The organism is Mesorhizobium mediterraneum (assembly GCF_002284565.1).
GTDB classification, from domain to species: domain Bacteria; phylum Pseudomonadota; class Alphaproteobacteria; order Rhizobiales; family Rhizobiaceae; genus Mesorhizobium; species Mesorhizobium mediterraneum.
This window is the reverse complement of the sequence record NZ_NPKI01000032.1, coordinates 342,590-362,063: the sequence shown is the minus strand read 5'-3', so window position 1 is coordinate 362,063 and position 19,474 is coordinate 342,590. Positions and strand designations below refer to the sequence as shown.

The 19,474-nt window shown below is 63.6% G+C and carries 15 protein-coding genes; 7 read left to right on the top strand and 8 right to left on the bottom strand.

Annotated features, from left to right (window positions below; translation table 11 throughout):
- The first annotated feature begins 35 nt into the window (after window positions 1-35).
- Window positions 36-1,415 carry an MFS transporter gene (locus CIT25_RS25590; protein WP_095487615.1) on the top strand — a complete coding sequence of 460 codons (1,380 nt, stop codon included), beginning with the start codon at window positions 36-38 and terminating at the stop codon, window positions 1,413-1,415.
- A 206-nt stretch (window positions 1,416-1,621) separates the two neighbouring features.
- On the opposite strand, the gene purH is transcribed toward CIT25_RS25590, so the two are convergent.
- From purH to htpX, 4 genes are all read right to left on the bottom strand, one after another.
- The gene (gene purH / locus CIT25_RS25585) at window positions 1,622-3,238 is read right to left on the bottom strand and encodes a bifunctional phosphoribosylaminoimidazolecarboxamide formyltransferase/IMP cyclohydrolase (RefSeq protein WP_095487723.1); all 1,617 of its coding nucleotides are present in this window, start codon (window positions 3,236-3,238) and stop codon (window positions 1,622-1,624) included.
- 91 nt (window positions 3,239-3,329) lie between these two features.
- The gene (locus CIT25_RS25580; protein WP_095487613.1) at window positions 3,330-5,054 is read right to left on the bottom strand and encodes a heparinase II/III family protein; all 1,725 of its coding nucleotides are present in this window, start codon (window positions 5,052-5,054) and stop codon (window positions 3,330-3,332) included.
- A gap of 138 nt (window positions 5,055-5,192) precedes the next feature.
- Window positions 5,193-6,587 (bottom strand): RsmB/NOP family class I SAM-dependent RNA methyltransferase, encoded by a 1,395-nt coding sequence (locus CIT25_RS25575; protein ID WP_167391090.1) that lies wholly within the window; start codon window positions 6,585-6,587, stop codon window positions 5,193-5,195.
- On the bottom strand, window positions 6,578-7,609 hold the full coding sequence (htpX, locus tag CIT25_RS25570) for a zinc metalloprotease HtpX (protein WP_095487609.1): 1,032 nt from the start codon (window positions 7,607-7,609) through the stop codon (window positions 6,578-6,580). Before htpX ends, CIT25_RS25575 begins: the two co-directional genes overlap by 10 nt.
- Before the next feature lie 105 nt (window positions 7,610-7,714).
- Between htpX and CIT25_RS25565 the strand changes: the two genes are divergently transcribed.
- Window positions 7,715-7,954: a DUF1674 domain-containing protein gene (locus CIT25_RS25565; RefSeq protein ID WP_164547085.1), complete on the top strand. Its 240-nt coding sequence runs from the start codon at window positions 7,715-7,717 to the stop codon at window positions 7,952-7,954.
- 22 nt (window positions 7,955-7,976) lie between these two features.
- Here the strand turns inward: CIT25_RS25565 and CIT25_RS25560 are convergent, their stop codons facing one another.
- Entirely contained in the window at window positions 7,977-8,648 is a 672-nt protein-coding gene (locus CIT25_RS25560) for an HAD-IA family hydrolase (protein ID WP_095487607.1), read from the bottom strand.
- 176 nt (window positions 8,649-8,824) lie between these two features.
- Between CIT25_RS25560 and CIT25_RS25555 the strand changes: the two genes are divergently transcribed.
- The 3 genes from CIT25_RS25555 (at window position 8,825) to CIT25_RS25545 (ending at window position 13,053) form a co-directional block, all read left to right on the top strand.
- Entirely contained in the window at window positions 8,825-9,694 is an 870-nt protein-coding gene (locus CIT25_RS25555) for a transglutaminase-like domain-containing protein (protein WP_095487605.1), read from the top strand.
- Between the two features lie 344 nt (window positions 9,695-10,038).
- Window positions 10,039-11,400, top strand: a complete 1,362-nt coding sequence (locus tag CIT25_RS25550; RefSeq protein ID WP_095487719.1) for a pilus assembly protein — start codon at window positions 10,039-10,041, stop codon at window positions 11,398-11,400.
- Window positions 11,401-11,784: 384 nt separating this feature from the next.
- Window positions 11,785-13,053 (top strand): SAM-dependent methyltransferase, encoded by a 1,269-nt coding sequence (locus CIT25_RS25545; RefSeq protein ID WP_095487603.1) that lies wholly within the window; start codon window positions 11,785-11,787, stop codon window positions 13,051-13,053.
- Between the two features lie 320 nt (window positions 13,054-13,373).
- On the opposite strand, the gene acs is transcribed toward CIT25_RS25545, so the two are convergent.
- Window positions 13,374-15,329, bottom strand: coding sequence for an acetate--CoA ligase (acs, locus tag CIT25_RS25535; protein WP_095487599.1), 1,956 nt, complete (start codon window positions 15,327-15,329; stop codon window positions 13,374-13,376).
- Between the two features lie 307 nt (window positions 15,330-15,636).
- Here acs and CIT25_RS25530 point away from each other — a divergent pair, with 307 nt between their 5' ends.
- Entirely contained in the window at window positions 15,637-15,909 is a 273-nt protein-coding gene (locus tag CIT25_RS25530; RefSeq protein WP_095487597.1) for an usg protein, read from the top strand.
- Window positions 15,910-16,081: 172 nt separating this feature from the next.
- On the opposite strand, the gene CIT25_RS25525 is transcribed toward CIT25_RS25530, so the two are convergent.
- Together CIT25_RS25525 and CIT25_RS25520 are read right to left on the bottom strand one after the other, a co-directional pair.
- Complete coding sequence (locus tag CIT25_RS25525) at window positions 16,082-17,116, bottom strand: aldo/keto reductase (protein WP_095487595.1); 1,035 nt, start codon at window positions 17,114-17,116, stop codon at window positions 16,082-16,084.
- A gap of 59 nt (window positions 17,117-17,175) precedes the next feature.
- Window positions 17,176-18,357: an MFS transporter gene (locus CIT25_RS25520; RefSeq protein WP_095487593.1), complete on the bottom strand. Its 1,182-nt coding sequence runs from the start codon at window positions 18,355-18,357 to the stop codon at window positions 17,176-17,178.
- Window positions 18,358-18,489: 132 nt separating this feature from the next.
- Between CIT25_RS25520 and CIT25_RS25515 the strand changes: the two genes are divergently transcribed.
- A complete protein-coding gene (locus CIT25_RS25515; protein WP_095487591.1) occupies window positions 18,490-19,398 on the top strand; it encodes a LysR family transcriptional regulator in 909 nt (302 codons plus the stop codon).
- Window positions 19,399-19,474: the final 76 nt, after the last annotated feature.

Below are 19,474 nucleotides of genomic sequence, written 5' to 3'. Positions count from 1 at the left end.
GCGACCGCTCCGGGGCGCCGTTTGCGGGAGGGGATATGGCCGAAATAGCAGTGCAGCGGGCATCGGGACGCGGCATCTGGGGATGGATGCTGTTCGACTGGGCGGCGCAGCCGTTCTTCACGGTCATCACCACCTTCATCTTCGGACCCTATTTCGTCTCGCGCATGGCCAGCGATCCGGAGACAGGCCAGGCGGCATGGGGTTACGGCATCGCCGCAGCCGGGCTGGTCATCGCCGTGCTGTCGCCGATCCTCGGCTCGATCGCCGACCAGACCGGCCCACGCAAACCCTGGATTGCTTTGTTCGCCGCAATCAAGATCACCAGTCTTGGCCTGCTGTGGCTCGCCGCCCCCGGCTCCAATCTGTTTCTTGTGGTAGCGTTGTTCTCGCTGGCCTCCGTTGCCGCCGAATTCTCAACCGTGTTCAACGATTCGATGATGCCGCGTCTGGTGCCGAAGAGCGAAATCGGCCGAATCTCGAATATGGCATGGGGTCTTGGCTATCTCGGCGGCATGATCGCGCTGATCTTCGTCGTCGCTTTCATGGCCAGTTCGCCGGAAACCGGCAAGACGCTCCTCGGCTTCAATCCAATCCTCGGGCTTGATCCGAAACTCGGCGAGGATGCACGGGCGACCGGACCGCTCTCGGCGGGGTGGTATTTTCTATTCATCCTGCCAATGTTCTTTTTCACGCCCGATGCGGTGAAGGGCATTCCCCTACGACCGGCGGTGCGCGAGGGGCTGTCGGAACTGAAATCGACGCTGGGCGAAATACGCAAGCGCAGCGGCATCTTCCGCTTTCTCGTCGCCCGCATGATCTATCAGGACGGCGTCAATGCATTGCTTGCGCTGGGCGGTGCATTTGCGGCGGCGATGTTCCACTGGTCGATCACCGAGATCGGCCTGTTCGGCATCATCCTCAACGTCGTCGCCATCGTCGGTTGCCTCATTGCCGCACGCCTCGACACGGCGCTTGGCTCCAAGACCATAGTGATGATTTCGCTTGTCCTGCTCAGCATCGCCACGATCGGCATCGTCTCGACCGGGCCGGGCTATACGCTGTTCGGTGCCTGGATGATGCCCGGAGCCGATAGCGGCGGATTGTTCGGTACACCGGCGGAAAAAGCCTACATCTTCTTTGGTCTGCTGATCGGGCTTGCCTTCGGACCGGTGCAGGCATCGTCGCGCTCCTATATGGCGCGCAGCGTCACCGCTGCCGAATCGGGCCGCTATTTCGGCATCTATGCGTTGGCCGGACGGGCTACGAGTTTTGCTGCGCCGTTCATGGTGGCGACGATCACGCTGGCCAGCGGCTCGGCGCGGCTCGGCATGGCGGTAATCGTGCTGTTCCTCGGCATCGGCCTAGCGATCTTGATTCGCACGCCTTATCCGGCGGACAACCCGCCGGCGGCGTAGGGGCGCCTTTCCCTTCTCCCCTTGTGGGAGAAGGTGGATCGGCGCGTAGCGCCGAGACGGATGAGGGGTGTTGGAAGAAACTCAACGTGAAACATCAAGGGATTTGAAGCGCTTACGTCTTCGTCGCAGCGATCCTGCCCTCACCCCTCATCCGACCGAGCTTCGCTCGGCCACCTTCTCCCACAGGGGGAGAAGGGAAGAAGGGCTCAATGCCGGAAATGCCTGACGCCCGTAAACACCATGGCGATACCGTGCGCGTCGGCGGCGGCGATGACATCGTCGTCGCGCATCGAGCCGCCCGGCTGGATGACGGCGGTGGCGCCGGCTTCGATCGCTGACAGGAGCCCGTCGGCGAAGGGGAAGAAGGCATCGGAGGCGACGACAGACCCTTTGGTCAGCGGCTCGGCCATGCCGGCAGCCTCGGCTGCGTCGAGCGCTTTGCGCGCCGCGATGCGCGAGGAATCGACCCGGCTCATCTGGCCGGCGCCGATGCCGACGGTGGCGCCATCTCTGACATAGACGATGGCGTTCGACTTGACGTGCTTTGCGACGCGGAAGGCGAATTTGAGATCGGCCATCTCGGCCGGCGTCGGCGCGCGCCTGGTCACCACTTTCAGGTCCAGATCATCGACCACCGCATTGTCGCGGCCCTGGACGAGCAATCCGCCGGAAACGGATTTCACGGTGGTGCCGGCCGAGCGCGGATCGGGCAGGCCGCCGGTGACAAGCAAGCGTAGATTCTTCTTGGCGGCGACGATGCGGATAGCTTCTTCCGAGGCGCCCGGCGCGATGATGACCTCGGTGAAGGTTTTGACGATCTCCTCGGCGGCCTCGGCATCGAGGGTGCGGTTCATCGCGACAATGCCGCCAAAGGCCGAGACCGGATCGCAGGCAAGCGCCTTGGCGTAGGCCGCCTTCAGCGAAGTGCCCTCGGCGACGCCGCACGGGTTGGCATGCTTGATGATGGCGACGGTGGCGGAGCTGGCCGGATCGAACTCGCCGACCAGCTCGAAGGCGGCGTCGGTGTCGTTGATGTTGTTGTAGGAAAGCTGCTTGCCCTGAAGCTGGCGCGCCGTGGCGACGCCCGGCCGCTTGTCGCCATCGATGTAGAAGCCGGCGCCCTGATGCGGGTTCTCGCCGTAGCGCATCACCTGGTCCAGCCTGCCGCCGAAGGCACGCCAGGTGGGATGCTCGATCTCCAGCGCCTCGGCGAACCAGCCGGAGATCGCCGCATCATAGCTGGCAGTGCGGGCAAAGGCCTTGGCCGCCAGCTTCTTGCGGAAATCCAGCGAGAGCGAGCCGAAATTCATCTCCAGAGCGTTGAGCACCGAGGCATAGTCCTCGGGATCGGTGACGATGGCGACATAAGCGTGGTTCTTGGCCGAAGCGCGGATCATCGCCGGGCCGCCTATGTCGATGTTCTCGACAATCGAGGCGTAAGCGGCGCCGGAGCGGCGGACATCCTCGAAAGGGTAGAGATTGGAGACGACGAGATCGATAGGCTCGATGCCATGATCGCGCATCGCCGCCGCGTGTTCGGGATCGTCGCGCACGCCAAGCAGCGCGCCATGCACCGACGGATGCAGCGTCTTGACGCGGCCGTCCATGATCTCTGGAAAGCCGGTAAGCTCAGAGACGTCGCGGACGGCCATGCCTGCCTCAGCGATCGCCTTCGCCGTGCCGCCGGTGGAGACCAGCTCGACACCGGCCGCGGCCAGCGCCCGCGCGAGATCGAGGAGCCCGGTCTTGTCGAAAACGGAGAGCAGCGCGCGACGCACGGGAACGAGATCGGGCGCGGGAATGTTCTTGGCGGCGACGGCCATGGGCTGGCGGCCTTTCACGGCTGGTTGGGAAAGTGTCTGCGCGCCGTAGCACATGAGACCTGGAAATCAAACTGCGAGGCTAGCCGCAGTCTCAGCTTTTTTCCGGATGACCGGCGATGACCGTTCGCGTCAGTTGCCAATGGACTTCGGAAACCTCCGACGCCCTAAAGGCCAGCACGATCTGCCGGCTGCGGCGCGGGCCGCCAAGGCCGGCGAAATAGATGGATTCCTCGACCTCGGGCGCCACCTCGGTACAGGTGAACACCCAGGTGTCGGCCTGGTCAGCGGCCAGCACCAGGCGGTCGTGCTCGTCCTGAAGCATGCCTATGTCGGGATGGATGTGGAAGCGCACCGTGACGAAATCGCGGCCATTGTTGCGGATCGCGGCATTGCCGGGCCGCTGAAAACGGTCCCTGCCGGCGAGCACGTTGCCGTTCGTCGACAATTTCAGCTCGCGCTCATGCAGCAAGCCGAAGCGCGCGACATAGCCGTCGTGACGGGCCAGGAAACCCTGGCTGCCCGGCTGGTCGGTGCGTTTGCAAGGCACATGCTGCGGGCCGCCGATCAACGGCGTGCCGAGGAGATCGTTGACGCGCAGCGAATGGCTGAAACGCGCCGACGAGGTGTCGTTGATGGTGGCGGTCGAGTGGGCGGCCGTGGCGCGGGCAAGCGGCCTGAATTCGGCGGCGCCATAGGTGTCGACGCCAGCGTTGACGACATAATGCTGGCGGCCAGACGACAGCTCGAAGGCCAGGCATCCGGCGTGCGCCGCGTTGGAAACGTCGATGGGCGGTGGCAGGCCGGTATCGGCGACCACGGTGACGCCGCCCATGGAGAGGCGTTCGTAGCCCGAATGTGGCGCGTGCAGCAACGGCGCGCCGGCGGTGTCGTCGTGGCGCAGAATGGTGGCGATGCGGTCGTGGATGGTCGCGCCCATGCCGTTGAAGCGGGCGAGGCTGCCGTCCTGGTGGCGAAAGAAGCGCAGCGCTGGCAGCATACGGTCGATGGCGCCCATCAGCGCCGCCGGCGGCGTCTCGGCTTGATTGGCATAAGTCTGGCGCAACGGCAGAAGGTCGGCGAGGATTTCAAGCACGGTCATCGGATTGCGGGAAATATGGCCGCCATCCGGCAGAATCTGACGGTCAAGCTCTTCGGCCAGGTTGCGGGTCGCGCCGCGCAAAGCCGATGCCGGCGCCGGTAGCGACAAAGCGGCAAAGGCAAGCGCGATGCGGGCGCGCAGCCTGTCCTTGCCGTCCGGCATCTCGCGTGCCATCGCCCTGAGATAGCGGATCTGCACGGCCAGCGATTTCAGGAATGCCCGGTAAAAGGGAAATTCAGCGCCCTGCAGCACCACCGAGGAATGCTGCAGCCAGGCGATGACGCGCTTGGCCGTCGTGCCGGGCTCCCAGGCGACACCGGAAATTTGGCTGCCGTGGATAGTGATCCAGTCGGAGACCAGCGCGCGCGCGTTGGCGGCGGCAAGCTCGGTGCCGGCGGCACGCATGTGGCGCAGCCAGCGAAAACCGTGCAGGGCCTTTTGCCATCCGGGATTGGGCACGGCGATCTGGAAGGGCGATTTGCCGCCAGTCTCGACCAGATGTCCCGACAGCGGATAGCGGCCATAGTAGATCTCCAGCGCGATCTGGGGGTCGGCCAGGCGCAGGTCCGGCGGAGCGATCAAAACGCGTTCCGGCGTGCGGCCGGAGTAGCGCCAGCGATAGACCGGCCCGGCGCGCAGGCGCCGGCGCGTCTTGCGCCAAAACTCCTTCGCGACAAGCGTCCATAGACGTGTCGTGCTGCCGGCAGCGATCGCCAAAAGCCCTCCTCATCGCCTCAACCCGAAGACAAGATTATATGATTCAAGAACTTATGCGAAGGCGAATTCAATGGAACCCTTGGAGTTCAGCCTGTTTTCTGCAGGATTCTCCCTAAAATAGTCGTCAAATTTTTAGCATTAGCCGGCTCTGCGCATCCGGGCGGCGAAGAAGCCGTCTAGGCCGGACCGTTCCGGTGAGCCGAGATCGAGATCGGCGGGCGTGGTGCGCAGCGTGCCTTGCGGCGTCAGGAACGGATCGATGCCGGCGATCTCTCCCGGGCGGAGCGGATCGTCGACGATATCAGCCGTCCCGGCGAGGAACGCGCGGTGAAGCGCCTCGCCTTCGAGCGGGTCGAGCGAACAGTTGGAAAAGACGATGCGCCCGCCGGGCCTGACCAGGGTGACGGCGCGGGCGAGTAGCCTTCGCTGCAGATCGGCGAGCTTTTCGACGTCGGCCGCGGTCTTCGTCCAAGGCACGTCGGGATGCCGCCGCACCGTGCCGGTCGAAGAGCAGGGCGTGTCGAGGAGGACGGCGTCGAACAGTTCCTTCGGCTCATATTTGAGCAGATCGGCCTGAACGATCTCTGCGGACAGGCCGAGCCGCTCGAGATTCTGCGAGAGCCGCGCCAACCGGTTTTTTGAGGAATCGATCGCGGTGACCTTGGCGCCGCCAAGTATCAGCTGGGCGGTCTTGCCGCCTGGGGCGGCACAGAGATCGGCGACGCGCAAACCCTTTATGTCGCCGAAGAGCCGGGCCGGAAGGCTTGCCGCGGCATCCTGAACCCACCAGGCGCCATCTTCGAAGCCTGGCAACTCGGTGACGGAGGCGCTGAGCTTTTCCACCCGCACTGTGCCAGTCGGCAGCGCGATGCCGCCAAGCCGCTCGGCCCACAACGCGGGATCGGACTTGACGGTGAAATCGACCGGCGCCTCGTGCCGATGAGCGGCGAGAATCTGCCTGGCCTTGTCGACGCCATAGGCGGCCTTCAGCCGGTCGGAAAACCATTTCGGCGCTTCATCGGTGGCGGCAAGCGCTGCAGCCAGTTCGGCCTGCTTGGACCGCGCCAGCGTGCGCAGCACGCCGTTGACGAGACCAGAGAAGCGCACCGTGCGCGGATCGGACTTGGCGTGGGTCACGGCAAGGTCGACGGCGGCGCTGTCGGGAATGTCGAGGAACAGGATCTGTGCAGCCGCCACATGCAGAATATGCGAAAGCGCGGTGGCATTGGGCGGCAGCGGCTTTTCCAGGCGGCGGGCCAGCAGCCCCGATATGGTCATGCGGAAGCGCAGCGCGGTGACCAGTATGGCGCGCACCAGCGCCCGGTCGCGCAGATCCAGCGCCTTGTATTGCGGATGGCCGTTCTCATGGTCTGTCAGCCCGTCAAGCGGCGTCCTCGCGTCGATGACGGCAGCAAGCAGCCGTGCGGCCGCCTTGCGCGCGGCAAGGCCGGCAACGGGCTCGCCGGGGCTCACCGCATTGTTTTCATGATCGCCTGAAATTCGGTGCCGGCGTTTCGCTTCGCTCACGACCACGGACCCTTGGGTCCGGTCGGATTGCGGCCCCAGGGATTGGATTTCGGCCGGGCCGGTTGCGCCGGCGGCTGCTCAGGCTGCTGAGCTGCCTTCTCCCACGGGCCCGAAGGCTGCTGCTCACCGGCCTGCTCTGGAATTGGAGCTTGCGGCCGCGACGGGGCGGATACGCCACCAATCGCCATGTCCCGCGCCATCGCCTGCAGGGCTGCGATGCGGTTATCGGTGTTCGGGTGGGTGGAAAACAGGCTGTCCATGCGCTCGCCGGAAAGAGGATTGATGATGAAGAGGTGGGCGGTCGCCGGATTGCGCTCGGCATCCGGGTTGCGGATGCGTTCGGCGCCACGGGCGATCTTGTCAAGGGCCGAGGCAAGCCAAAGCGGGTTTCCGGCTATTTCGGCGCCGCGCCGGTCGGCCTCGTATTCGCGGGTGCGGCTGACCGCCATCTGCACGATCATGGCGGCGAAGGGCGCCACGATCATCGCCACCAGCACGCCGACAAAGCCGAAGGGATTGTTGCTGTCGCGGTTGCCGCCGAAAAAGAAGGCGAAATTGCCGAGCATCGAGATCGCGCCGGCAAGCGTGGCGACGATCGTCATGGTCAGCGTGTCGCGGTGCTGCACATGGGCGAGCTCGTGCGCCATCACCGCGGCGACTTCTTCAGGCGACAGTTGCTGCAACAGTCCGGTGGTGGCGGCGACCGCGGCGTTCTGCGGGTTGCGGCCGGTGGCGAAGGCGTTGGGCTGCGGGTTGTCGATCAGATAGGTTTTCGGCATCGGCAGGCCGGCCTGACTGGCGAGGCTCTGCACGATGGCGTAATATTCCGGCGCATTCCTTTCGTCGACCTCGACCGCGCGGTGCATCGACAGCACCATCTTGTCGGCGTTCCAATAGCTGAACAGGTTCATGCCGGCGGCAATCAGCAAGGCGATCACCATGCCGCCCGATCCGCCGATCAGATAGCCGACGCCCATGAACAGCGCGGTCATCGCGGCCAAAAGCATGGCGGTGCGAAGTGTGTTCATCGTCTGCTCCGTTTCTGCCGGCGCTGCGTAAAAGGGGTCGATCCTTGTCGGCTCATCGCTATATGATGGGAAACGCTTGGCCCTGTTTCAATCCGGGAATATCGCATGATCGACGAAACCAGTAAAACAGGCAAAACCGGTAATACAAATGCCGGCCCCGGTCACCGTGCGCTGCAAAAGACGCTGACGCCGGCAGCCCGCCGCGCCTTGGCGGAAGCGGAAGCACGGCGCGAACACTACCGCCAGCAGGAAGCCGCGATGCCCCGGGAGATCGGCGGTCGTGGCGGCAAGGAGCCCGGCCGCTATGGCGATTGGGAGGTCAAGGGCCTGACCAGCGATTTCTAGTCACGACCCTGATACTTGAGGCTTAGCAGACCTCGGCGGCGCGCTCCGGCTCGAGGGCGATCCAGCCGCGGTCGTCAACAGCGATGCCGATCGCGTCGTAACCGGCGATTGCGGCATGCGGCGTTTGCAGCGGATGCTGGTGCGTGGCGCTGATCACCATGACCGCAGCACCTGCCGCCTCGGCCGCCGATATTCCGGCGGGCGCATCTTCGAAAACGAGGCAGTCGCGCGCATCGACGCCCAGCCGCTCGGCCGCCAGCCGGAAGCAATCGGGCGCCGGCTTGCCGTGGGAAACGTCCTCGGCCGCGACAAGGACAGCGGGAAGCGGGATGCCGGCGGCCGCGATGCGCAGGAGAGCCAGCTCGCGCGGCGCAGAGGTGACGATGGCCCAGCGCTCGGGCGGCAGCGACGCCAGAAACGCCGCGGCGCCGGCGATCGGAAGGATGCCGTCGATATCGGCCACCTCGGCCTTCAGAAGCGCATCGGCTTCGCGCATCGGGTCGACGCCTGGAAGCGCCAGCCGAGCTATGGTCTCAATCGCCCGCACGCCGTGGATCGTCGGCAGGAATGCAGCAACGTCGAGACCTTGCCGGTGTGCCCAATCTGCCCATACCCTTTCTGCCGCGGCAATCGAATTGACCACTGTGCCGTCCATGTCGAACAGGAAGGCTGCGAATTTTTTGCCTGCGAACATCTGCTATCCCGGGAGGTTGTTTCGGAGAGATCAAAGCCTGTCGATCGACCGTAACGTCGCGTCGGCTGCATGGGAAGGCGCGAGGCCGCGTTTTCGACAATGCCAGGGAACCACGGCGAGCCGTCTCGCGTTCACCAGACTGTCTTCCGCGATGCTCAAAAAGGGGTGGAACCGCGATGCTGATTCGGCTCGGCTACGAAATCGCCATCGACTGTGCGGAAGCCACCCCGGTGATTTCGCTGCTCGAGATCCACAAGGAGCGGCAGGCAGACATCAAGCGGCAGACGCGCGTGCTGACCTCGCCGGCCGTCCCAACCAGGCTCTATCACGACCTTTATGGCAACACCTGCCGTCGCTTCACGGCGCCTGGCGGCGGCTTTCGCATTCTCTACGACGCCGTCGTCGAGGACAGCGGCGAGGCCGACGAGGTCAACCTACTGGCCAGGGAAGTGCCGGTGGCGGAGTTGCCCGACGACGTGCTCTGCTATCTGCTCGGCAGCCGCTATTGCGAGACCGACCACCTCGGCGGATTGGCCTGGCAGGTTTTCGGCCCTGTTCCCTCCGGTTGGGCGCGGGTGCAGGCGATCGTCGACTATGTCCACAACCGTCTGTCGTTCGGCTACGGCTATGCGCGCCCGACACGCACGGCGGCGCAGGCGCATGAAGAGCGCGTCGGCGTCTGCCGCGACTTCGCTCATCTGGCGATCACGCTCTGCCGCTGCATGAACATCCCCGCCCGCTATGTGAACGGTTATCTCGGCGACATCGGCGTGCCGCTCGACCCGGCACCGATGGATTTTTCGGCGTGGCTGGAAGTGTTCCTCGATGGCAAATGGTACACGTTCGACCCCCGCCACAACATGCCGAGGATCGGCCGCATCGTCATCGCGCGCGGCCGCGACGCGACAGACGTGCCGCTGCTGCACAGTTTCGGCCCGCACCGGCTTGGGCTGTTCAAGGTCTGGACCTACGAGCAGGAAAGCAACTTGTTCAACCCGCCCCATCGCGGCGTCGACAGGACCGTCAGCGCGCAGATGCTGGCATAGAAGCTCAGGCGAACGGCGTGCGTCCCGCTGTTACTATCATCCGGGGCTGTCCTACAGATCTGGTGAGCCTGATCCGCTTCGGCACAGCCCGTCTGTGCCGGATCGGGACCGAGTTCTTGTGCTCCACGGCACACGGCGGGATCATGGTAAGCATTTCGTAAACGAAACTGCCGCAGCGGCTTGTCGTTTACCGGTTGTTCACCCTGTCGCATTCCCAAACCAAGCAGAAACAATGGTTTGACAATGAGCCGTTGGCTGTTGGTCCCTTGGCGGTGCCATCCGGCCGGATTCCTGCAATGCGCCTTCACACGACCTCGATGTCGTTGGCGAATGGAGGCGGAAGCATGCGGCATTTTGGGGGTCTTGTTGACGCGATCGGCGGCTTTGCCAAGGATCGCAGCGGAAATTTTGCGGTTCTGTTCGGCATCGTCGCGTCGGTGCTGGCACTGGGCGCCGGCTTTGCCGTCAACGTCTCCCAGCTCTCCAACGCCAAGTCGAGCCTGCAAGGCGTGGTCGATGCGGCGGTGACCTCGACGGCGCGCGACCTGACGACCGGCGTTATCAAGGAGGCCGATGCCAACACATCGGTGCAGGCCTTTCTCAACGCCAACAGCCAAGCGGGCATCCTGAGCGCTGACCAGATCGTCCTCGACAAATTGACAGTCGACAAAATCGCCAAGACGGTCCAGGCGGACGTCTATGTCGATGTCGGCCTTTATTTTCCGATTTTCAGCATGGGTGATATGAAGCGCGTTGCCGCATCGACGACGGCGGTCTATTCGGACAAGACGATCGAAGTGGCGATGATGCTCGACGTCACAGGGTCGATGGCGGGCCAGAAAATCATCGATCTGAGGACGGCTGCGGCGAACGCGGTCGACAGCTTCCTGAGCGGTCAGGACCCCGCCAAGCCACGGGTGCGAGTCTCCATCGTGCCCTACGCCAATTCGGTGAATGCCGGCGCGCTTGCCGGCAGCAGCGTCTATGTCGAAACCTCGACCAGCCAGCGCAAGCAGGCGCCCGGCAATGGCGCCGTACAGTACGTCTCCGGCTTAACGCGTCCGGACAATTGCGCCACCGAGCGCAAGGGCACCTATCAATATTCGGATGCCGGTCCCGATGTCAGCATGGTCAATCGCGACTACCTGTTGTCGTCCTTCGCCTGGCAGACCGGCACGGCTGCCTGCCCGGCCGCCGCGTTGAAGCCGCTGACGGCGGACGCCACGGCGCTCAAGAACGTCATCAAGAACTTTGTCGCGTCGGGCGGCACCGCGGGCCATATCGGCGTGCAGTGGACCTGGTACATGCTTTCGGAAAACTGGGGCAGCGTGATGAATGCTTCGCAGCGGCCGGCCAAGGCGGATCCGAAAAAGGTCGCCAAAATCGCGATCCTGATGACCGACGGCGAGTTTAACCTGTCCTATTTCGACGCCAGCACTGTCGGTGAGGTCTACAATGATGCCGGCAAGGAACCGACTCGCACGGCAGCCAAGACGCTGTGTACCGCCATGCGCGACAAGGGCATCGAAATCTTCACCATCGGTTTCGATCTCAACGAGGAGAATGCCCAGGCGACACTGCAGAATTGCGCGAGCCCGGATACCGCCAAGATCAAGCACTTCTATCAGGCCGCCAACGGGACGGAACTCAATCAGGCTTTCCAGGACATAGCGCGCAACATCGAAAGCCTGGCACTGACCAAGTAGAGGGCATTGACTAAACGGGGTCCAGAACAAGGAAAAGGCCGCCGCTTCTCTCGAAGTCGGCGGCCTTCCGTGTTTCCGTCCATGGCGCGGCCCATGGCGGCGACGTTTTACGTCACCAGCCGCGCATCTCGCGCCTTAACGGGAAGACTGCTTCCCGAAAGTGCAATCCGCTGAGGCCACGTTCTGGAAAACGAAATCACTCGACATCGGATCACCTCCTTTCGATTTGTTGAACACGCCCTCATGATGGGGTGTCGATCCGCAAATGGCAAGGCGCCATGGTGAAAATGCCGTGCGAGCTTGTCGCTAGCGGCTTGCGACTATCCGATCGGACAGGCAAAGTCGGCGCCGGACCGCCAGCGTGCTGAGCATGAGAGGACGGGAATGGAGGCAGCCGACAAGGCAGCACGGATTGTTCGAACGGCTATCGAAACGCTGAAGCCGGGTTTCGCGGTCAGGCTGTGGACCGGCGAGCGGATCGGGCCGGTCACCGGCCCTGTGCTCACCATCAATGACCAGGACATCGTCTGGCAGGTGATCCGCCGGCCGTCCCTTTCGACGCTGATCGAAATGTGGATTTCCAAGACAATCGACGTGGAAGGCGGATCGCTGTTCGATTTCTACGCCCTGCCTTCGCAAGGCAAGCTCAGGACGAAGCTAAAGACATTGCCGAAACTCGCGATCTTGCGCGACTTGCCGGCCGTGCTGTTTTCGAGAAAGCAGATGGCGGCGCGGACCAACCTTTCCGGGCGCAACCCCTTCGTCAGCGGGTCGAACAGGCAAGCGATCCAGCACCACTACGACATTTCGAACGCCTTCTACCGCCTCTTCCTCGATGAACGCATGGTCTATAGCTGCGGCTATTTCACCGATTTCGCCAACGGCATCGACCAGGCGCAGAAAGACAAGCTCGACCACATCTGCCGCAAGCTCCGGCTGAAGCCGGGCGAAAGGCTGCTCGACATCGGCTGCGGCTGGGGAGCCATGCTCATCCATGCCGCGAAAAATTACGGTGTCGTCGGCCACGGCGTCTCGCTGTCGGAAGCCCAGACCCAGCTAGCCCGCGAGCGCGTCCGCGCCGAGGGGCTGGAGGATCGCATCACCATCGAGATAAAATCCTACGCCGAGCTGTCCGGCTCCTTCGACAAGATCTCGTCGATCGGCATGTTCGAGCATCTGGGGCTCGCCAACCACGCGGCCTATTTCTCGACCATCCATCGCCTGCTCAAGCCGGGCGGCATCTATCTGCATCACGCCATCACCCGGCGCGACAAGGGCAGCATCAAGAAGACCTTGCGCAAAGGCCCGGAATTCAAGGCGCTGATCAAATACATCTTTCCCGGCGGCGAGCTCGACACGATCGGGATGACGCTCGGCAATCTCGAAGCGCACGGCTTCCTCGTCTACGATGTCGAGAATTTGCGCGAGCACTACGCCCGCACCTGCCGCCTGTGGGCCGAGCGCCTGCACGCACGCTTCGACGAAGCGATCGCCGAGGTTGGCGAAGCCAAGGCGCGCCTCTGGCTGCTTTATCTCACCGGCTGTTCGATCACTTTCGAACGCGCCTCGGCGCAGATTTTCCAGACCGTCGTCACCAAGCGGGCGCGGGGTCCAAGCGGTCTGCCGCCGACGCGAGCGGATTTGTATCGATGATCAGCACACATGTTGCGTTCTGCCGCGATCCTTCGCGCCCCCCTCTGCCCTGCCGGACATCTCCCCCACAAGGAGGGAGATTGGCCGTCACCACGGCTTTCGCCAATCGCCGGCGTGGTATTCTGGGCGCGGCGCCCGAACTGCCGATCTCCCCCCAAGTGGGGGAGATGTCCGGCAGGACAGAGGGGGGCGCTGTCCCGCCCTCATCTCAAATGTTCTGCACCGCCTAAACGAACCGCATCATCTCTCGACACGGGCCGGCCGGTCGACCAAGCAGTAGACGCCGAGATTTGCGCACGTTGTGGCGGTTGCTGCCTGCATCAAGCCCTCTTGTTTTGCCGGTTGGCGACGAGGTCGTCGACGACCGCCGGATCGGCCAGCGTCGAGGTATCGCCGAGCGCGGCAAAATCGTCCTCGGCGATCTTGCGCAGGATGCGCCGCATGATCTTGCCCGAACGGGTCTTCGGCAGGCCCGGAGCGAACTGGATCTTGTCGGGCGTGGCGATGGCGCCGATGTCCTTGCGGACATGGGCGATGAGTTCCTTGCGCAGCTCCTCGCCCGGCTTCTCGCCGGCCATCAGCGTGACATAACAGTAGATGCCCTGGCCCTTGATGTCGTGCGGATAGCCGACGACGGCAGCTTCCGAGACTTTCTCGTGCGAAACCAGCGCGGATTCGACCTCGGCCGTGCCCATGCGGTGGCCGGAGACATTGATGACGTCGTCGACGCGGCCGGTGATCCAGTAGTAGCCATCGGCGTCGCGGCGGCAGCCGTCGCCGGTAAAGTATTTGCCCTTATAGCTCGAAAAATAGGTCTGTTCGAAACGCTCGTGGTCGCCATAGACGGTGCGCATCTGGCCTGGCCATGAATCGGCGATGCAGAGGTTGCCGCTGGCAACACCTTCCAGCACCTTGCCGTCGCCGTCCACCAGTTCCGGCTTCACGCCGAAGAACGGCCGCGTCGCGGAACCTGCCTTAAGGTGGGTGGCGCCGGGCAGAGGCGTGATCAGGATGCCGCCCGTCTCGGTCTGCCACCATGTGTCGACGATCGGCACCTTGCCGTTGCCGACGACGTTGAAATACCACTCCCAGGCCTCCGGATTGATCGGCTCGCCGACCGTGCCGAGCACACGCAGCGACTTTCGCGACGTCCTGGCGACATGGGCGTCGCCGGCGCCCATCAGCGCGCGCAACGCCGTCGGCGCGGTGTAGAAGATATTGACCTTGTGTTTGTCGATGACCTCCCAGAAGCGGGACTGCGACGGGTAGTTCGGCACGCCTTCGAACATCAGTGTGGTGGCGCCGTTGGCGAGCGGCCCGTAGACGATATAGCTGTGGCCGGTGACCCAGCCGACATCGGCCGTGCACCAGTAGATGTCGCCGTCATGATAGTCGAAGACATGTTGGTGGGTCATCGAGACATAGACGAGATAGCCCGCCGTGGTGTGCAGCACGCCCTTCGGCTTGCCGGTCGAACCCGACGTGTAAAGGATGAACAGCGGGTCCTCGGCCTTCATCTTCTCCGGCTTGCATTCCGCCTTAACCGTCGCGACCTCGTCGTGGTACCAGACGTCGCGTCCGGCCACCCAGCCGGTCTTGCCGCCGGTGCGGCGCACCACCACGACCTTCTCGACTTTCGTTCCGGCCTTGGCGGCGATCTCGATCGCCTTGTCGGTATTATCCTTCAACGGGATCGGCTTGCCGCCGCGCAGGCCCTCGTCGGCGGTGATGACGAAGGTCGACTTGCAGTCGTCGATGCGGCCGGCCAGCGCGTCCGGAGAGAAGCCGCCGAAGACCACCGAATGGATGGCGCCGATGCGCGTGCAGGCGAGCATCGCATAGGCGGCTTCCGGGATCATCGGCATGTAGATGGTGACGCGGTCGCCCTTCTTGACGCCGTGCTTCTTCATCACATTGGCGAGCCGGCAGACATGGCCGTAGAGCTCGTTATAGGTGATCTTCCTGTCGTCGTAAGGGTTGTCGCCTTCCCAGATGATGGCGGTCTGGTCGCCGCGCTTCTTCAGATGCCGGTCGATGCAGTTCCATGAGACATTGGTCTCGCCGTCCTCGAACCATTTGATCGAGACCTTGCCGTCGAAGGAGGTGTTCTTGACCTTGCTGTAGGGCTTGAACCAGTCGATGCGCTTGCCGTGCTTGCCCCAGAACTTGTCCGGGTTCTTCACGCTGTCGGCGTACCATTTCAAATAGGTGTCATTGTCGATCAGCGCATTCTTCTTCCACGCCGGCTGGACGCGATGGACATGAACCTCGGACATTTCTTCACTTTCCTCCCGAAACCAGGCCGCCCGGCTTGACCGCCGTCGGCATCACGGCGAAGCGGCCGCGAATTCGCGCGCATTATTAACAGTTCCGCGGTGACGGCAACATTAGACGTTGGATTTGCGCGGCGGGATGCCGCAGAAGCTTTTCTCACCGTTGTCAGCACTCGGGGTTGACGGCTGCTAACTTTATGATTTTGCACAGTAAACCCGGCTTCAACCACAAAAAATCAATAGACGATTAAGCAAATAGCGCGCACAATTTCGCATTGGGAGGAAAGGAGAATCAACCCAGAGGATCGAAATGCGCGACCAATCCGAAATGGACCTGATGCTTAGGGGATATGGCTTGACCACGGCCAAGATTCTTTATCATTTTCCCGATCATCCGCATCTGCTGCAGAGCTTCATCTGGCAGGACTACGACATCGCTCCGAAATTTCCGGTGCTGATCCGGTTCATCGAGTTCTGGCAGACCAAGCTCGATGGCCCGCTGCATTCGGTGAGCTATACGCACCAGAAGCTGATCGCGCCGAATGAGTGGCACAAAGTCGACGGCGAGTTCGTGCTGCATTAGGGCATGTCGATATTCAGGTGAGGCCGGCCTGCGAATGGCGGTTTCCTGCGCTTCCGGGTGCTCACGTACTTTAAGTACGCTCCGCTCCGGTTCTCGGAAGCCACCATTCTCGGCGCGCCCTGACCTGGAATCTCAACATGCCCTGTCCCCGGGGCATTTGTATCGAGCGGGGTCAAACCGCAGGCGGGCTGAGCCTGGCAAAACCTTCCTGCCGGCGATACGGAAAATACGGATAGGGCGCGGTGACTTCGCTTGCTGCGTCGAGCTTCTTCATCTGGTCTGATGTCAATGACCAACCGACTGCGCCGAGGTTCTGGCGCAGCTGCTGCTCGTTGCGCGCGCCGACAATGACAGAGGCGACGGTCGGCCGCTGCAGCAACCAGTTGATGGCGATCTGCGGCACGGTCTTGCCGGTTTCCTGGGCGACAGTGTCGAGCGCATCGACGACCCGGTAGAGATGTTCGTCATCGACCGGCGGCCCGAAGCTCGCGGTGTCGTGCAACCGGCTTTTTTCCGGCAGTGGCTCGCCGCGGCGGATCTTGCCGGTCAGGCGGCCCCAACCGAGCGGGCTCCACACCAGCGCACCGACACCCTGGTCGAGACCGAGCGGCATCAACTCCCATTCATAGTCGCGCCCGACCAGCGAATAATAGACCTGATGGGCGACGTAGCGCGGGTAGCCATGCTTGTCCGCCAGGCCGAGTGATTTCATCACTTGCCAGCCGGAAAAATTGGACACGCCGACATAGCGCAGCTTGCCGGCGCGCACGAGACTGTCCAGCGTCGACAGCACCTCCTCGATCGGCGTTGCGGCGTCGAAAGCATGCAGTTGCAGCAGGTCGATGTAATCGGTGCCGAGACGCTTGAGCGCGTCCTCGACGGCTTTGATGAGACGCGAACGGGAGGAACCGGCATCGTTGGGTCCGTCGCCCATCGGCAGCGAGGTCTTGGTCGAGATCAGCACGGCATCACGGCGGCCCTTGATGGCCGCGCCGAGCACTTCTTCGGAGGCGCCGTTCGAATAGACGTCGGCGGTATCGAACAGGTTGACGCCGGCCTCGAGGCAGATATCGATTAGCCGCCGCGCTTCCGTCGCATCGCTGTTGCCCCAGGCGCCGAACAGCGGGCCTGAACCGCCGAAGGTTCCAGCGCCGAACGAGAGTGCCGGGACCTTCAGGCCCGAGGCGCCTAGACGTCGATAGTCCATGGTTTTGCTCCTTGATGATGTCGGATGAGTTTTTTGAAGAGTGATTGAGGGTTGCCGACCTATGACCGCACGATTTCCGGTGTGGCGAGGACGGTATTTTGGTCGAGGCGAAGCGCCAGTGCCGCCACGGCCAGCGCCGAGAGCGGCAGCAGGGCCGCGACCCAGGTGACGGCGCCGAGGCCGGGACCATGGGCGATGACCATGCCGCCGAGCCAGGCGCCGGCGGCGTTGCCGAGATTGAAGGCGGCGATGTTGAAGGACGAGGCGAGGCTCTGGCCGGCGCCTTGCGCTTTCTCCAGCACCCACATCTGCAGCGGCGCCACAGTGGCGAAGGCGGCGGCGCCGAGCAGGCCGACATAGATGACGGCCATTGCCTGGCTGTGTAGGGCGAAGGTCATCGAGCCGAGCACCAGCGCCAGCACGACGAGACTGCCGAGAACCGAAGGCACCAGCCAGCGGTCGGCGAATTTGCCGCCGGCGAGATTGCCGGCGATGAGGCCGCCGCCGAAGACAAGCAGGATCGGCGACACGGCTGCTTCCTCAAAACCGGTGATCTCGGTCAGCAAGGGGGCGATATAGGTGAAGACGGCGAAGACGCCGGCATAGCCAAGCACGGTGGTGGCGAAACCAAGCAGAACCGGCGCGCGGCCGAGCACGGCGAGATCGCCGCGCAGGTCGCTCTTCTCCGGCTCTGTCTGGCTGCGCGGCACCAGCAGGAGAATGATGGCGAAGGCAACGATGCCGATAAGGGTTACAGCCCAGAAGGTCGCCCGCCAGCCGAAGGCCTGGCCGAGCCAGGTGCCGAAGGGCACGCCGAGGATGTTGGCAATGGTCAGGCCGGTGAACATCAGGGCGATCGCCGAAGCCTTCTTGTTGGGCGCCACCAGCCCGGTCGCAACGACGGAGCCGACGCCGAAGAAGGTGCCGTGGGCAAAGGCGGTGAGCACGCGGGCACCCATCAGTGTCCAGTAGTCGGGGGCGAGCGCACAGGCGAGGTTGCCCAGCGTGAAGATCGCCATCAGCGCCAGAAGCACGGTTTTGCGCGGCCAGCGGCCGGTGGCGATGGTCAGCAGCGGCGCGCCGATGACGACGCCCAGCGCATAGCCGGAAATCAGCTGGCCGGCGGCCGAGATCGAGACGCCGAGATCGGTGCTGACGTCGAGCAGCAGGCCCATGATGACGAATTCGGTGACACCGATGCCGAAGGCACCGGCGGCGAGGGCATAAAGAGCAAGAGGCATGGCGGTTCCCACTTCGATCGCGGTCGTTTGATGGGACGCCGGTCTTCCCACGCCCCGTCCCGGAAGATCGTGTCGCGATGTGCTGTGAACCAGCCTTGCGTCGGGCACATTGTCTGTGAAATAGATTCACGAATGGCGAGACCCGACATCAACCGCTCCGGCGAGATCGAAGTGTTCGTCCGCGTCGTCGAGGCGGGCAGCTTTTCGGCCGCCGCTCGCGCCTTGCGGATGACGCCGTCGGCGGTGAGCAAGCTGATTGCGCGGCTGGAGGCGCGGCTCGGCGCGCGGCTGATCAGCCGTTCGACACGCAAGCTGCAGCTGACACCGGAGGGAGCGGCCTTCTTCGACAGCGGCGTGCGCATCCTGGCTGACATGGCGGCAGCCGAGCGCGAGGCGGCGGCGGGTGCCGCCCCGCGTGGGCGGCTGCGCGTCAACAGCTACGTGCCGTTCGGGCAGCACCGGCTGATCCCGCTGTTGCCGCGGTTCCTCGAGCGCTATCCGGAAATCGCCGTCGATCTGGTTTTGACCGACAGTGTCATCGACCTGTTGGAAGAGCGCGCCGATGTCGCGATCCGCGCCGGGCCGCTCGGCGAATCACGGTTGGTCGCCCGCAAGCTCGGGCAAAGTCCGGTGGTCGTCGTCGCCGCGCCATCCTACCTCAGGACGCATGGCACGCCCCGAACGCCTGCCGATCTCGATCATCACAACCGGATGGGTTTCTGCTTCGTGCGCCATATCGACGGCTGGCCTTTCGTCGGCGCAGCCGGCGAGACCATTGTCGTCCCGATCACCGGAAATGCGCTGGTCAGCGATGGCGAGGCGATGCGGCTGATGGCGCTCTCCGGAGCGGGCATCGCCCGGCTGGCGCGCTGGCATGTGGAGCCCGACATCGCCGCCGGGCGGCTGGTACCGCTTCTGGAGGACTTCAACCCCGGCGATGAGGAGCTCACCCATGCCGTCTATGTCGGCCAGGGCAAGCACTTGCCGGCGCGGGTGCGGGCCTTTCTCGACTTTTTGGTCGAGACTGTCCGGTTGTCCTGAGCCCAAAAAAGATCGGGAGCCCGCCGGCTTCCGAAACGTCAAGCCGAAGAGGAGATTGAACTACTTTTTCGGCGCA

What these genes read in the sequence shown, in the direction of transcription:
- CIT25_RS25590 (WP_095487615.1), top strand. Translation starts at nt 36, where the DNA reads ATGGCCGAAATAGCAGTGCAGCGGGCATCGGGACGCGGCATCTGGGGA.
- purH (WP_095487723.1), bottom strand. Translation starts at nt 3,238, where the DNA reads ATGGCCGTCGCCGCCAAGAACATTCCCGCGCCCGATCTCGTTCCCGTG.
- htpX (WP_095487609.1), bottom strand. Translation starts at nt 7,609, where the DNA reads ATGAACACACTTCGCACCGCCATGCTTTTGGCCGCGATGACCGCGCTG.
- CIT25_RS25565 (WP_164547085.1), top strand. Translation starts at nt 7,715, where the DNA reads ATGATCGACGAAACCAGTAAAACAGGCAAAACCGGTAATACAAATGCC.
- CIT25_RS25560 (WP_095487607.1), bottom strand. Translation starts at nt 8,648, where the DNA reads ATGTTCGCAGGCAAAAAATTCGCAGCCTTCCTGTTCGACATGGACGGC.
- CIT25_RS25555 (WP_095487605.1), top strand. Translation starts at nt 8,825, where the DNA reads ATGCTGATTCGGCTCGGCTACGAAATCGCCATCGACTGTGCGGAAGCC.
- CIT25_RS25550 (WP_095487719.1), top strand. Translation starts at nt 10,039, where the DNA reads ATGCGGCATTTTGGGGGTCTTGTTGACGCGATCGGCGGCTTTGCCAAG.
- CIT25_RS25545 (WP_095487603.1), top strand. Translation starts at nt 11,785, where the DNA reads ATGGAGGCAGCCGACAAGGCAGCACGGATTGTTCGAACGGCTATCGAA.
- acs (WP_095487599.1), bottom strand. Translation starts at nt 15,329, where the DNA reads ATGTCCGAGGTTCATGTCCATCGCGTCCAGCCGGCGTGGAAGAAGAAT.
- CIT25_RS25530 (WP_095487597.1), top strand. Translation starts at nt 15,637, where the DNA reads ATGCGCGACCAATCCGAAATGGACCTGATGCTTAGGGGATATGGCTTG.
- CIT25_RS25525 (WP_095487595.1), bottom strand. Translation starts at nt 17,116, where the DNA reads ATGGACTATCGACGTCTAGGCGCCTCGGGCCTGAAGGTCCCGGCACTC.
- CIT25_RS25520 (WP_095487593.1), bottom strand. Translation starts at nt 18,357, where the DNA reads ATGCCTCTTGCTCTTTATGCCCTCGCCGCCGGTGCCTTCGGCATCGGT.
- CIT25_RS25515 (WP_095487591.1), top strand. Translation starts at nt 18,490, where the DNA reads ATGGCGAGACCCGACATCAACCGCTCCGGCGAGATCGAAGTGTTCGTC.